The following is a 14,111-nucleotide window of genomic DNA, read 5'->3' as shown; positions in this document are numbered from 1 at the left end:
CGGGCCGCTCCGTGGGGTTCGAAAGTCCCTCGTCGGGAGCCGTGGCGCGGTTTCCAGTTGGATCAATAGCGACAGCGAAGCTTGGTCATGACGATCGCGTTCTCTCCTCGCCTTCGGGCCCTGGCCATCTGCACTCTTGCCGCACTCGTCTGCGGCATCGGAACGATGTCGGCTCGCGCCCAGAGCATCGTCGTCATGGTCAATGGCGATCCCATCACCGACTATGACATCGAGCAGCGCACCAAGCTGAACTTCCTGAGCACTCGCAAGCATCAGTCCCGCCAGGAGATCATCAACGAGCTGATCGACGACAAGGTGAAGATCAAGGAGGGCAAGAAGTACGGCGTCGAGCCGACTGCCTCCGACGTCGACCAGTCGTTTGCCGGCATGGGCTCTCGCATGCGGCTCAACCCGGAACAGTTGACCAAATCGCTGGAGAGCCAGGGCGTGCGGCCGGAGACGCTGAAGGCCCGCATCAAGGCCGAGATCGTCTGGAGCAGCCTGGTGCGCGGCCGCTACAAGGAGCGGCTGCTCGTCTCCGACAAGGACGTCGCCGCGGCCGTCGCCGCCGCCGGCGGCGACGGCGATCAGCAGGGCCAAGCGTTCGAGTACAAGATGCAGCCGATCGTGTTGATCGTGTCGAACTCCTCGAACCAGGGCTTGATGGAAGCACGTCACAAGGAGGCGGAGGCGCTGCGCTCACGGGTGCAGACCTGCGCCGAAGCCAACAACATCTTCAAGACGACGGCGAACGCGGTCATCAAGGAGATCGTCGTCAAGACGTCCGCCGACATTCCGCCGAATCTGCGCAAGCTGCTCGACGACACGCCGATCGGCCACCTGACTCCGCCGGAAGCGACGCGGCAGGGCATCCAGATGGTGGCGCTCTGCTCGCGGACTCCGACCACGATCGACACGCCGAAGAAGCGCGAGATCAAGGAGCAGATGTACACCAAGAAATACGAGGCCACCTCCAAGGCCTATCTGCAGGAAGTCCGCAAGGCGGCGATGATCGAATATCGCTGATGACGAAGCCGCTCGCGCTGACCCTGGGGGAACCGGCAGGCATCGGCCCCGACATCACCCTGCAGGCGTGGCTGCGCCGCACCGAGCTCGGACTCCCCGCCTTCTACGTGCGCGGTGATCCGGCCTTCCTGGCTCAGCGCGCCAAGCTGCTCGACCTCCCCGTCACTGTGGACGAGGTTCGTCCCGAACAAGCGGCGCAGGCGTTTGCGACCGCGCTGCCCGTGGTCTCCACCGGGCACGCCGTGACGGCCCTGCCGGGCCGCCCGGACATGACGAGTGCCGAGGCGGCCATCGGCTCGATCCGGGAGGCCGTGGCCGACGTGAGGGCCGGACGCGCCAGCGCCGTCGTGACCAACCCGATCGCCAAGGCCGTCCTCTACCGCGCCGGCTTCTCGCATCCCGGCCATACCGAATTTCTCGCCGAGCTCGCCGCCGATGGTGGAGCCACGCCACAGCCGGTCATGATGCTGTGGTCGCCTGTTCTCGCCGTGGTGCCGGTGACGATCCACGTCGCGTTGCGCGATGCGATCGAACAGCTGACGAGCCCGCTGATCACGTCGACGACGCGAATCGTCGCGGCGAGCCTGCGTCGCTATTTCGGCGTGGCGCGGCCCCGCATCGCCATGTCGGGACTCAATCCGCATGCGGGCGAGGACGGCACGCTCGGCGGCGAGGAGGACACGATCATCGCGCCGGCGATCGCGACGTTGCGCAACGCCGGGCTCGACGTGAAGGGACCGCTGCCGGCAGACACGATGTTTCATGAAGCTGCGCGCAAGACCTATGACTGCGCCATCTGCATGTACCACGATCAGGCACTGATCCCGATCAAGACTCTGGCGTTCGACGACGGCGTCAACGTGACGCTCGGCCTGCCCTTCATCCGCACCTCGCCCGACCACGGCACGGCCTTCGACATTGCCGGCAAGGGCACCGCCAATCCGGCGAGCCTGATCGCGGCGCTCGAGCTCGCGGCGCGCATGGCCAGCCAGTCGTCATGAGCGCGATCGACGACCTCCCGCCGCTGCGCGAGGTCATTCGCGACCATCAGCTGTCGGCGCGCAAGGCGCTCGGTCAGAACTTCCTGCTCGATCTCAATCTCACCGCCCGGATCGCGCGCGCCGCGGGTCCGCTTGAGGACGCCACGGTGGTGGAGATCGGCCCCGGCCCGGGAGGCCTGACGCGGGCGCTGCTCGCGCTCGGCGCGCGCCACGTGATCGCGGTCGAGCACGACGAGCGCGCGATCCCAGCGCTGCAGGCGATCGCTGCGCGCTATCCGGGGCGGCTCGAAATCGTCTGCACCGACGCCCGCACCTTCGACGTCCGGCCCTATCTCGGCAGCACCAAGGCGAAGATCGTCGCCAACCTGCCCTACAACATCGCCACGCATCTCTTGATCGGCTGGCTTTCCGTAGAGCCGTGGCCGCCCTGGTACGACATGATGGTGCTGATGTTTCAGCGCGAGGTCGCCGAGCGCATCGTCGCGCGCGAGAACGAGGACGCCTATGGCCGGCTCGGCGTGCTCGCCAACTGGCGCTGCGAGACCAAGATCCTGTTCGACATCTCGCCGTCGGCCTTCGTGCCGCCGCCGAAGGTCACCTCGTCGGTGGTGCGGCTGGTGCCGCGCCCTTCGCCCGAACCATGCGACCGCCGCGCGCTCGAGCAGGTCGCGGCCGCCGCCTTCGGCCAGCGCCGCAAGATGCTGCGGCAGAGCCTGAAGTCGCTGCCGGCGGATCCCGTGCGGCTCGCGGCCGCCGCAGGCGTCGATCCCACCCGCCGCGCCGAGACCATTCCGGTTTCCGGCTTTGTTGCCATGGCCCGCGAATTGACCAATAGTCGCAACGAGAACAAGTCTTAATCAACAAGCATTTCAGGGAGTTTCATCATGGCGTTGATGCGCCGTCAGTCGCTCGTCAAGTTCGATGCACCGCTGTGCGAGACGATCGTCGAGACGCCGAAGCCGCAAGGCCGGGAAGTTCTGGTTCGCATCGAGCGCTGCGGCCTGTGCCACTCCGACCTGCATATCCAGGACGGCTATGCCGATCTCGGCAATGGCAAGCGACTCGACACCACACGCGGCATGACCCTGCCCTTCACGCTCGGGCATGAGATCGCCGGCGTCGTCGACGAGGTCGGACCCGATGTGCCGAAGGAGCTGATCGGCGCGCGCCGCGCAGTGTTTCCGTGGATCGGCTGCGGCCAATGCCGCGATTGCGCCAATGGCGACGAGAATTTGTGCGCCAAGCAGCGCTTCCTCGGCGTCTCGATCGACGGCGGCTTCGCCACCCACGTGCTGGTGCCGGATGCGAAATATCTGCTGGAATACGATCCGCTGCCGGTCAACCAGGCCGCGACGCTGATGTGCTCCGGCGTAACGGCCTATGGCGCGCTAAAGCGCCTCGTCGACCGCCCGCGCCAGCGCAATCTGCTGCTGATCGGGCTCGGCGGCGTCGGCATGATGGGCCTGTCGTTCGCGCAGGCGATGTTCAAGCAACCGATCTCGGTGGCCGACCTCTCGGCAGCCGCGCGCGAGACGGCGCTGCAGAATGGCGCCACGACGGCCTACGATCCCGCCGAGCCGGATGTCGTCAAGCGCATCCTCAAGGAGACCGAGGGCGGCTTCGACGAGGTCGTCGATTTCGCCGGCAACGAGAAGTCGATGGCCTTTGCGGTGTCCATCGTTGCACGCGGCGGCAAGATCGTCGTCTCCGGACTGATGGGCGGCCAGTTCACCCTGCCGATGGTTCAATGGGTGTACAAGCGCATGACCATCGAGGGCTTCATGGTTGGCACGCTGACTGAGGCGCACGAGTTGATGGCGCTCGCGCGCGCCGGCAAGATCAAGCCGCCGCCGATGCGCGAGGAGCCGATGGCTGACGTACAGAAGTGGATCGATGCGCTGCGCGCCGGCCATGTGGTCGGACGTGTGGTGCTGACGAACTGATCCGTTGCCTGTTGCGACATCGGACGCGGCGGCGGTGCTGCACCGCTGCCGCTGCTGCCAATCATTTGTCCACAAACGCAGAGGTTGTCGGTGTGACGCCCTTGATCCTTGAGGGTGAAAAACCAGGTCCATCTTCACCGATGTGACCGATTTGGCGCGATAGCGCGGCCAAAATCGCGGCGCGATGCAAATCCTCTTGTGGGAAAAAAGCCGCACTCGGACACGAAAGGATCGAGACAGAATTAATCCGGAATTGCGGCTCATTGCCACCCAACTTGTCTCCGAGAACGCGCCGTTGCGTAAGCGTATCCGGAGTCTTCAATGGCAAGCCGAACGGCAGGAGTTGCATTTGCCATTGCTGCCGGAATCGCTGGCACCGTCGTGCTCGTGCTGCCGCGCGTCGTCTTGGCAGCGGAGGAATGTCTGACCGAGCCGACGGGAGAGAAGTCCGACGCGCAACGCTGGTACTATCGTTTCGATCGTGGCACCAATCGACGTTGCTGGTATCTGAAAGACGCCAACGGCAACCCCCGTGACGCCGCGGCACCGATACGGACGACGCAGCAGCCGGCTCCCTGGGACTTCGCCCAGCCCGCTCCACCCAAACTGACGCCAAGACGCACCGATGGCCCGGTCGTTCGCACCAGCGATGCCCTCGCAGAAGCGCCGCAGCCGCGGCTGCGTACCGATCTCGCCGTGCGAGGCACGCCGAAGCCGCAGACCCTCGCCACACGGACGACGCTGACGGCGTCGGACGCCAGCCTGCCGCGCAGCCTCGATAGCTCGCCCTGGCCCTCTGCCCCGCCGCAACAGGCTGACCCGATTGCGGCCGATGCGCCACCGCCGGCAATGGCCGACGACGGCAATGTGGAGCCGGACGCGAATGCGGCGCCGGCTGCCGACGGGCCGATCATCGCACCCAAGCCGAGCAAGCCCGAAGCGCCCATCCACGTGCTCATGCTCGTGGTCATCGGCGCACTCGCGATTTCAGGACTGCTGGCGAGCGCGCTCTATCGGCTCAGCCGGATGGGACGGCGGCAACGGCGCAACGGCAGCTGGCACGCGGACGCAGTACGGATGCGCCGTAGTCGCATCAAACCACGGTCCAAGGCGCCGCAGGGCGGGATGCGTGCGAACCGCGGCAGCATGCCGGCGGCACCATCCCATCCAGGCGGCAGCCGCGGCTCTCAGCCGGCTTCGGCGCTCGACCTCGCCAGCGCGCGGCTGTCCGCTTCAACGGACCAGATCGACCCCCGTGCACAGCGACCGGCGCCGTCTCCCCAGCATCAGGATCACCCGGCCGTGGCCGCTCGCCGACGCGACCGGGACGCGGCTGCGGAGATGCAACGGTCGCAGTCCACCGACGCAGTGTGGCAGGCGGTCGATGAGCTGGTGGATCGCGCAGCGGTGCGCCGGGCTGAGCCTTCCGGGGCACAGGCCGCTGCGGCCAACGTGCAGCCATCGCCGGTTGCCGCAATTACCCCATCGCCTGCTGCTCCGGCGCAAGCACAACTGACGGCTGCCCAGATGGCCGCGGCGCAGGCCACTGCCACCAAGATTGCAGCAGCCCAGGCGAGTGCCGCAGCCGCCTCGCAACGCTCGCCGACCTATGCGGCGCCGACCGCACCCGCCGAGCCCTGGCCGGCTGCGCAGCGAGTTGAACCCGCGAATCCCACCCGCGTCCAGGCGGCCGCACCAATGCCGCCACCCGCCCCGCCACCGACGCAGGCTGCCACGAGCGCCGCCCCCCCCGCCCCTGTCGACGTCAGCGAAATCGTGTCGGCGCTGCGCAAGGCCCGCAGCAGCGAAGCCGCGTCCCCCTCTGCCGGCGCCCCGGTCGACGCCGCCAAGGTGATTGCCGCGCTGCTGGTATCGCGCGCGGCCAAGCGGCGTACCACGCAACCCGGCGAGGCTGGCGATGCTCCGGCTGCAGCGGTCCTCGCTGAGACGGCTCCGCCAGCGCGTGAGGACGCGGCACCCCAGTCCACGCCGGCGTCGCAACACCTGACGGATCGTCTGCGTGGCGGCCAGCCGGCCGCTCAGCCCGTTCCCGCGATACCCGATCAACCCACGCGCGCGCCGTCGACAGCACCAGCCGATCCAGCGGCCGCACTGATCGAGACGCTTCGCGCGCATGCGGCACGACAACCGGCCCCTCAGCCTGACGATGGCATCGCCATGGCCGGACCCGCGATGATGTCGGAGGCTCCTGCCGCCGAAGACGATGAGCTCGACGATCCCGCGGCGGCGCTGATCAACCTTCTGCAGTCGCGCTTTTCATTGCCCGAAGACGAGCTGGAGGCAGAGCCGCAGCAGGAGGAGCACGAGGAGTTCTCCGTCGAGGCTCAGCAGAACGTCGCGCACATGCATGATGATCCCGCGGCCCGACTGATGAGTCTCCTGGAATCGCGGTCGTCGATCCCCGCCGCGCTCCCCATCGACAGACCGCAGGCGCAGCGGCCGCAGCAGCAGCGCCCCCTGTTCGTGCCGACGCCGTTCGAGGACCCGGCGACCCCGCCGCTCGACTTCATTCCGCGGCCGCCGGCGCTGCGGCCGCGGCCGCGCAGCATTCAGCAGGATGAGTCGCTCGACGGCATCCAGGACATCCTGGCGCGCCTCGGCCGACGGGCGTGACAGGCGCCTCAGCTTTCGAGCTGGCGCTGCAACTCGCGGACGAAGGTCGTCAATCCGGTCCGGCGCTCGCGCTTCAGGCGCTCTGCCTTGAGGATCGACTGCACCTCGGCAAACGCATCGTCGACGTTGCGGTTGATGACGATGTAGTCGTACTCCGCCCAATGGCTCATCTCGTGACTGGCGCGGCTCATGCGCCCGCGTATGACCTCATCGGAGTCCTGCGCACGCGTATGCAGCCGCTTCTCGAGATCGGCGGCGGACGGCGGCAGGATGAACACGCTGACGACGTCCTGCCGCGCCTTCTCGCGCAGTTGCTGCGTGCCCTGCCAGTCGATGTCGAACAGCACATCCTGGCCGCCGGAGAGCGCCGCTTCGACCGGCGCGCGTGGCGTGCCATAGCGGTTGTCGAACACGGTGGCCCATTCGAGCAGCTCGTTGCGCTTGGCCATGTCCTCGAAGCGCGCCCGGTCGACGAAGTGATAGTCGCGGCCGTCGATCTCACCGGGGCGCATCGGACGCGTCGTCGCCGAAACCGACATCCGCAGGCCCGGCATGCGCTCGATCAGCAGGCGCGACAGCGTCGTCTTGCCCGCCCCCGAAGGCGATGACAGCACGAACATCAGGCCGCGCCGCTCGACCCCATCGAAGCTTCCGTCGTGAGCCGCCATGGATCACTCCAGATTCTGAACCTGTTCGCGGAACTGCTCGACCACGGTCTTCATCTCGAGGCCGATGTTCGTCAGCTCGATATCGTTCGACTTCGAGCAGGTGGTGTTGACCTCGCGATGGAATTCCTGGGCGAGGAAGTCGAGCCGGCGGCCGACAGGCCCGCCCTTGCCGAGCATCTCGCGCGCCTGCGCGATGTGCGAGGCAATGCGATCGAGCTCCTCGCGCACGTCGGCCTTGGCCGCGATCAGCAGCGCCTCCTGCGCCAGGCGATCGGGATCGAAACGATCGGAGGTCTCAAGCAGCGCTGCCACCTGCTCGGCCAGCCGCGCCTTGATCGCCTCGGGCTTGCGGCCCGGCGATGCCTCCGCCTTTTTCGCCAGCGCCTCGATCTCGTCGACGCGCTGATTGAGGATTTGTCCGAGTGTGTCGCCCTCGCGCCGGCGCATCTCGACGAGATGCTTCAGCGCGGTCTCGAACGCCGCGATCGCCGCCTCCTTGGCGGCCTTGTCCTCGGCCTCGTCACTCTCCGGCTCCGCTACCTCGATCACGCCCTTGATCGACAACAGCCCATCGATGCTCGGTGCGACCGCGTCGATCCGGCCCGCAAGCGAGCTCGCCATCTTCACCACCGCAGCCAGCACGTCCTCGTTGATTCGCACCGTCGACCCGGTCTCGGTGCGCTTGACGGTGAGATTCGCATAGACGGTGCCGCGCGACAGGACTTCCGTTGCGCGCTTCTTGGCGAAGGCCTCGACCTCGTCCCAGCCCTGCGGCAACCGCACCCGGATGTCCAATCCCTTGGCGTTGACCGACTTCAACTCCCACTCGAACGAGTAGGGACCGCTTGCTCCGTGGCTACGGGCAAAGCCGGTCATGCTCGACAGCGCCATTTCGTCCATGTCTCCGGCACATTGGGAACGAGGACAGACTCAGCCCCCGCCAAAAGTGCGCGAACCTTACGGCCTTTTGGGCAAATGTTAAGCCCGGTTCTGCGCGGCCGACATGCGTGGGAAATTATTGCTGAACGACCGGCGGGCTCGGCTGCGCCGCCCCCTGACGGGCGCCATTGCCAGGTGCGGCCCCCGGTGCAACTCCGCCGGTGGCGCGGTTGGCCGGCGGCTTCTTTGCCGCTGCGGGAGCCCGTGGGGCCGCCGCTCCGGCCGCCGGATCGGCCGCGCCGCCCGCGACGGCAGGCGGCGCCTCGTCGGGCTCGACCGTGTCGTTCTGGGTCTGCCGCTCCATCGCCCTGAGCTTGGCGACGTTCTTCTGGTGCAGGTCGTAGGTTTCAGTGAACGCATGGCCGCCGGTGCCGTCGGCGACGAAATAGAGATCGCGCGTGCGCGCCGGATTGGCCGTCGCTTCCAGCGAGGCGCGGCCGGGGTTGGAGATCGGTCCCGGCGGCAGGCCCTCGATCACATAAGTGTTGTAGGGCGACGGCTGGGTGATCTCGCTGCGCTTGATCGGACGGCCCAGCGTGCCCTTGCCGCCAACCAGACCATAGATGATGGTCGGATCGGACTGCAGCTTGATCCTCTGCTTCAGCCGGTTGACGAATACGGCGGCCACCCGGCTGCGCTCGTCGGGCTTGCCGGTCTCCTTTTCGACGATCGAAGCCAGCGTCACCAGCTGCTCCGGCGTCCTGACCGGCAGATCTGGACTACGCCGTTCCCAGATCTCGGCCAACACCCGCTTCTGCGCCTGCTGCATGCGTTGCACGACCTGGTCGCGGCTGGTGCCGCGCGGGAACTTGTAGGTCTCCGGCAACAACGTGCCTTCGCGCGGAATCTCGCGGACGCTGCCGGTGAAGATCTCGTTTTCGGACAGGCGGGCCACGATCTGCTCTGACGTCAGGCCCTCGGGCACGGTCACCGAATGCTGCACGACCTTGCCTTCGACGATGACGCCGATCACGTCGCGCAACGACGCATTCTTCTGGAACGCATACTCGCCCGGCTTGAGGTCGGAACTGGCCTTCAGGGCATAGACCCCACCAATGAAGATCCACGGATTGACGTCGATCACGCCTTCACGCGCGAGCACGTCGGCAATATCGCGTTTGCCCGCGCGCTGCGGGATATTGACGATCTTGTCCTCCTGCAGCGGTCCTGCCGCTTCGAGGATCTGCCGTCCATAATAGTAGGCCGCGCCCACGCCGAGCATGGCCAGGATGAGCAAGGTGATGATCGCATTGCCGACCACCACGAACGGATTGCGGGCGCGGTCGGAGCGGCGCGGCGGCGGCGGCACGCGTTCCGGCTCCAGCGCTGCGCGCGGGCTGCGGGGTGAGATGGGCGGCCGTTCACTCATCGATGCAACCTTCAGTCCTGTCGCTCTCGTCGTGGCCGTGCGCTCCCCAACGCAAGCGACCTGAAGTCCACGCCCAATTTAACGATTCGTCATGTCGTCATCGAATACGGCGAAAAGGTGTTTTCGCCGGGCCTCACCGCCATGCGCATCCACTTACCGCATCGGCGCCGAAGGCCGACCTGCGAAGGACACGCGAAGTCTTGGGTTCTAGTGTGGCTGCAGTCGGATATCCACGTGACCAAGCGACAATCGGCCCGAGCGGCATCCGTCCTTCCGCACTAGTTCGCCACGCGCCGCAAAACCACCGACGCGTTGGTGCCGCCGAAACCAAACGAGTTCGACAGCGCCACGTTGATCTCGCGTTTGCGAGGCGCATGCGGCACGAGGTCGATCGCGGTCTCCACCGACGGGTTCTCCAGATTGATCGTCGGCGGAGCGATGTTATCCCGAATCGCGAGAATGCTGAAGATCGCTTCGACAGCGCCCGCAGCTCCCAGGAGATGACCGATCGACGATTTGGTCGAGGACATCGAGATCTTCGACGCGGAATTGCCGAGCAGACGCTCGACGGCGCCGAGCTCGATCTCGTCGCCGACCTGCGTCGAGGTGCCGTGGGCGTTGATGTAGTCGAGATCGGCTGCCGTGATGCCGGCACGCTTCAAGGCGGCACTCATGCTGCGAAAGCCGCCGTCGCCGTCCGGAGATGGCGAGGTGATGTGATAGGCATCTCCGGACAGTCCGTAGCCGGAGACTTCGGCGTAGATCCGCGCGCCGCGTGCCTTGGCGTGCTCATACTCCTCGAGCACGACCACACCGGCGCCCTCGCCCATCACGAAGCCGTCGCGGTCCTTGTCGTAAGGGCGCGATGCCCGCTCGGGCGTCTCGTTGAATCCGGTCGACAGCGTGCGCGCCGCGCAGAACCCGGCCATGCCGATTCGGCAAATCGGCGATTCGGTGCCGCCGGCGACCATGACATCGGCATCGCCGAGCGCGATCAGGCGGCTGGCGTCGCCGATCGCATGCGCGCCGGTCGAGCAGGCGGTGACCACCGAATGATTGGGGCCCTTGAGCCCGTGCTCGATCGAGACATAGCCCGAGGCGAGGTTGATCAGACGTCCGGGAATGAAGAAGGGCGACACCTTGCGCGGACCGCGTTCCTTCAGGAGGATCGCAGTGTCGGCAATGCCCGAGAGGCCACCGATGCCGGACCCGATCAACGTGCCGGTGGCGCAGCGGTCCTCTTCCGTTGCCGGATGCCAGTTGGCGTCATCGAGCGCCTGACGCGCCGCAGCCATCGCGAAAATGATGAAATCGTCGACCTTGCGCTGGTCCTTCGGCTCCATCCACTGGTCGGCATTGAAGGTGCCGTCGGAACCATCGCCGCGCGGCACCTGACAGGCCACCTTGGCGGGAAGATCGGAGACGTCGAACGACTCGATCAAGCGCGCACCGCTCTTGCCCTGAAGGATGCGCTGCCAGGTCGTTTCCACACCACAGCCAAGCGGCGAAACCATACCAAGGCCAGTGACGACAACCCGCCTCATGTTCGCTTCTCCAGACCCGACCTTGAGCGCTTGTGGATCGGCTGACTGCCGTCGCCGCACCTCGGGTCAATTGTTCGAGTAACACGTTCTGGCCAGGCAGCGCGTCCGAATCGTCCGTCGCCGGCCGCCAGATGACGGCTCATCGCGACGCCGCCAACAGCAAGAAACCGGTCGACCGCACAAGACGGATCGGCCGGTTTCGCGCAACTTCGCTAGAGCGTCAGCTCTTGGCGTTCTTCTCGAGGAACTTGGTGGCGTCGCCGACAGTCAGGATCGTCTCCGCGGCGTCGTCCGGAATCTCGCAACCGAACTCCTCCTCGAAGGCCATGACGAGCTCGACCGTGTCGAGGCTGTCAGCACCGAGGTCGTCAATGAAGCTCGCGTTGTCGACCACTTTCTCGGGCTCGACACCAAGGTGTTCGACCACGATCTTCTTAACCCGCTCGCCAATCTCACTCATCGTTCAACCTCGTGCTTGTTCCTTTAAGACCCGACCCCCGGATGATCCGCATCACCCCGGCCGCTAAACTTCCTTCGCGATCGCGCAAAACCAGATTTGCCCCGCAGCGCCCCTTTACCGAAATTTGGCGGACGACTTGCGGTCCGAAAACTTCGGAAACGGGGCCACTCACAAACTCCAATCCACACTCTCCATGAGGCCGGTACGCCTCCGATCCAGAGCGCTCAAACAGAAACCCGGATCAGCAGCACCAGTCGACGGAGGCCCGGCGAACGATGGTAGCTCGCCCCGCCAATATACAGGGTTTGGAAATCCTGCAATGGCGTTCTTCGTGCCCCCATCAGCCGCCCGGTTACCATACACGCGAATCATTGACCACACGGCCCGGTATGGTGGTCGCGACGTCTTTTCGCCGCATTCCGAGCCGCGGCAGAGCCTAGATCATGGCCATGCCGCCATTGACGTGGATGGTCTGGCCCGTGACATAGGCCGCCTCGTTTGAGGCGAGGTACACCGCAGCTGCAGCAATGTCCTCGGGCGTGCCCAACCGCGCCGCCGGCACCTTGGCGAGGATCGACTCGCGCTGCTTCTCGTTCAACGCGTCGGTCATCGGTGTCTTGATGAAGCCCGGGGCGATGCAGTTGGCGGTCACGCCGCGCTTGGCATATTCGGCGCCGAGCGTCTTGATCATGCCGATGATGCCGGCCTTGGACGCCGTGTAATTGCCCTGCCCCGGATTGCCGGTGACGCCGACGATCGAGGTGATCGCGATGATGCGGCCGAAGCGCTTGCGCATCATCAGCTTGGTGGCGGCACGCGAGAGGCGGAATGTCGCGGTCAGGTTGACCTTGATCACTTCGTCCCAATCCTCGTCGCGCAGCTGCACGAACAGGTTGTCGCGGGTGATGCCGGCGTTGGCGACGAGAATGTCGACCTGCCCCATGGCCTGTTCGGCGGCCGGTACCAGCGCCTCGACCTCGGCCGTATCCGACAGATTGCAAGGCAGCACGTGCACGCGGCTGCCCAGCTCGCCCGCGAGGGTCTCGAGCACCTCGCGCCGGGTGCCGGAAACGGCCACGGTCGCTCCCTGGGCATGCAATGCCTTGGCGATCGCATTGCCGATGCCGCCGGTCGCGCCGGTGACCAGCGCGGTCCTGCCACTCAGATCGAACATCAAACTCTCCTCAATGCCGCTGCACGCAGCCCTTTACGACGTTTTGGCCGCGGCCAGCGCATCCTTGGCGGCCGCGATGTCCGCCGGCCCGCCGACGGCGACACCGACCGCACCGTCCGCGATCCGCTTGACCAGGCCGCTCAGCACCTTGCCGGCGCCGATTTCGAAAAACCGCGTCACGCCCTGGCTCGCCATATAGGCGATCGATTCGCGCCAGCGCACCGTACCCGTGACCTGCTCGACCAGGCGACGGCGAATCTCGTCGGGATCACTGATCGGCGCCGCGAGCACGTTCGAGACCAGCGGCGCGGCCGGCGCCTTGATGGTGACCCTGGACAGCGCCTCCGCCATGACGTCCGCCGCCGGCTGCATGAGCTTGCAATGGAACGGCGCGGAGACCGGCAGCAGCATGGCGCGCTTGGCGCCCTTGCCGCGCGCGATCTCGACCGCGCGGTCGACGGCGGCCTTGTTGCCGGACACCACCACTTGCCCTCCGCCATTGTCGTTGGCGGCCTGGCAGACCTCGCCCTGGGCCGCCTCGTCGGCGACAGCCACGGCGGCTTCGTAATCCATCCCGAGCAGCGCGGCCATGGCGCCGACGCCCACCGGAACGGCCTTCTGCATGGCGAGACCGCGCGTCCGCAGCAGGCGGGCGGTGTCGGCGATGGTCAGACTGCCGGCAGCCGCGAGTGCCGAATATTCGCCGAGGGAATGGCCGGCGACGAAGGCCGCATCACGCCCGACCGAGAACCCCGCCTCGGCCTCCAGCACCCGCAAGGTTGCCATCGAAACCGCCATCAGGGCGGGCTGGGCGTTCTCGGTCAATTGCAGGGTTTCGGCCGGGCCTTCCCAGATGAGGGCGGTCAGCTTCTCGCCGAGGGCGGCGTCGACCTCCTCGAACACGGAGCGGGCGACCGGGAAGGCGTCCGCGAGCGCCTTGCCCATGCCGACGGCCTGGGACCCCTGCCCCGGAAAAGTGAATGCTGCCGTCATGGCCGCCCCCTGAACGTTCCAAAATCCCTGGAATTGAGTAGCTTTGGCCGGAAAGACACTGGCAAAGGCCGGGATGTCAAGCGCGTGACGGGCGCAATTCGACCACTTTCCCTTGCCTTGGCGCCGAAAATCGGTATAAGGCCCGCCATCCGTGGATCCCGAGCCGGGAGCTGAACGGACGGTTCCAGCAAATTAACCTTGCTCGATCCTGGGGATGTATCTCCTCCAGGATGTCCAGGCGACTTTGATGGGGCAGGGCCAGTCGGCCCGTCGTCCCGTGTTCCCGCCTTCTGAGCTGACGTCTGCGAGTCCTTTCCACAAGGGCTCGAAGGGCTTGACGCCGGGATCTGCGCCAACATG

The 14,111-nt window shown here is 66.3% G+C and carries 12 protein-coding genes; 5 read left to right on the top strand and 7 right to left on the bottom strand.

The genetic code is table 11. The annotated features are described in order from the left end of the window. Nucleotides 1–87: 87 nt before the first annotated feature. The 5 genes from QX126_RS08640 (at nt 88) to QX126_RS08620 (ending at nt 6,604) form a co-directional block, all read left to right on the top strand. Entirely contained in the window at nt 88–1,026 is a 939-nt protein-coding gene (locus tag QX126_RS08640; protein WP_315777489.1) for a SurA N-terminal domain-containing protein, read from the top strand. Then, a complete protein-coding gene (gene pdxA, locus QX126_RS08635; protein ID WP_315780467.1) occupies nt 1,026–2,027 on the top strand; it encodes a 4-hydroxythreonine-4-phosphate dehydrogenase PdxA in 1,002 nt (333 codons plus the stop codon). Before QX126_RS08640 ends, pdxA begins: the two co-directional genes overlap by 1 nt. Next, on the top strand, nt 2,024–2,884 hold the full coding sequence (rsmA, locus tag QX126_RS08630; protein ID WP_315780466.1) for a 16S rRNA (adenine(1518)-N(6)/adenine(1519)-N(6))-dimethyltransferase RsmA: 861 nt from the start codon (nt 2,024–2,026) through the stop codon (nt 2,882–2,884). The genes pdxA and rsmA overlap by 4 nt, the downstream gene beginning before the upstream one ends. Nucleotides 2,885–2,911: 27 nt before the next feature. Continuing rightward, the gene (locus tag QX126_RS08625) at nt 2,912–3,970 is read left to right on the top strand and encodes an alcohol dehydrogenase (protein ID WP_315780464.1); all 1,059 of its coding nucleotides are present in this window, start codon (nt 2,912–2,914) and stop codon (nt 3,968–3,970) included. Between the two features lie 321 nt (nt 3,971–4,291). After that, nucleotides 4,292–6,604 carry a hypothetical protein gene (locus QX126_RS08620; protein WP_315780462.1) on the top strand — a complete coding sequence of 771 codons (2,313 nt, stop codon included), beginning with the start codon at nt 4,292–4,294 and terminating at the stop codon, nt 6,602–6,604. An 8-nt stretch (nt 6,605–6,612) separates the two neighbouring features. Here QX126_RS08620 and gmk read toward each other — a convergent pair whose 3' ends face one another. The 7 genes from gmk to fabD form a co-directional block, all read right to left on the bottom strand. Beyond that, a complete protein-coding gene (gene gmk / locus QX126_RS08615; protein ID WP_315739402.1) occupies nt 6,613–7,272 on the bottom strand; it encodes a guanylate kinase in 660 nt (219 codons plus the stop codon). A 3-nt stretch (nt 7,273–7,275) separates the two neighbouring features. Further along, complete coding sequence (locus tag QX126_RS08610; protein ID WP_315755823.1) at nt 7,276–8,163, bottom strand: YicC/YloC family endoribonuclease; 888 nt, start codon at nt 8,161–8,163, stop codon at nt 7,276–7,278. Nucleotides 8,164–8,287: 124 nt separating this feature from the next. Then, on the bottom strand, nt 8,288–9,580 hold the full coding sequence (gene mltG / locus QX126_RS08605; protein WP_315755743.1) for an endolytic transglycosylase MltG: 1,293 nt from the start codon (nt 9,578–9,580) through the stop codon (nt 8,288–8,290). 278 nt (nt 9,581–9,858) lie between these two features. Then, nucleotides 9,859–11,124 carry a beta-ketoacyl-ACP synthase II gene (fabF, locus tag QX126_RS08600; protein WP_315739400.1) on the bottom strand — a complete coding sequence of 422 codons (1,266 nt, stop codon included), beginning with the start codon at nt 11,122–11,124 and terminating at the stop codon, nt 9,859–9,861. A gap of 220 nt (nt 11,125–11,344) precedes the next feature. Further along, nucleotides 11,345–11,584: an acyl carrier protein gene (locus QX126_RS08595; RefSeq protein ID WP_006610957.1), complete on the bottom strand. Its 240-nt coding sequence runs from the start codon at nt 11,582–11,584 to the stop codon at nt 11,345–11,347. Between the two features lie 436 nt (nt 11,585–12,020). Next, nucleotides 12,021–12,758, bottom strand: coding sequence for a 3-oxoacyl-[acyl-carrier-protein] reductase (gene fabG, locus QX126_RS08590; protein ID WP_315739398.1), 738 nt, complete (start codon nt 12,756–12,758; stop codon nt 12,021–12,023). Between the two features lie 33 nt (nt 12,759–12,791). Further along, nucleotides 12,792–13,751 carry an ACP S-malonyltransferase gene (gene fabD / locus QX126_RS08585; RefSeq protein WP_315777482.1) on the bottom strand — a complete coding sequence of 320 codons (960 nt, stop codon included), beginning with the start codon at nt 13,749–13,751 and terminating at the stop codon, nt 12,792–12,794. Nucleotides 13,752–14,111 lie beyond the last annotated feature (360 nt).

The sequence above is a fragment of the Bradyrhizobium sp. SZCCHNPS1003 genome, from assembly GCF_032381555.1.
Lineage (GTDB): Bacteria > Pseudomonadota > Alphaproteobacteria > Rhizobiales > Xanthobacteraceae > Bradyrhizobium.
This window is presented reverse-complemented; position numbering and strand designations above follow the sequence as displayed.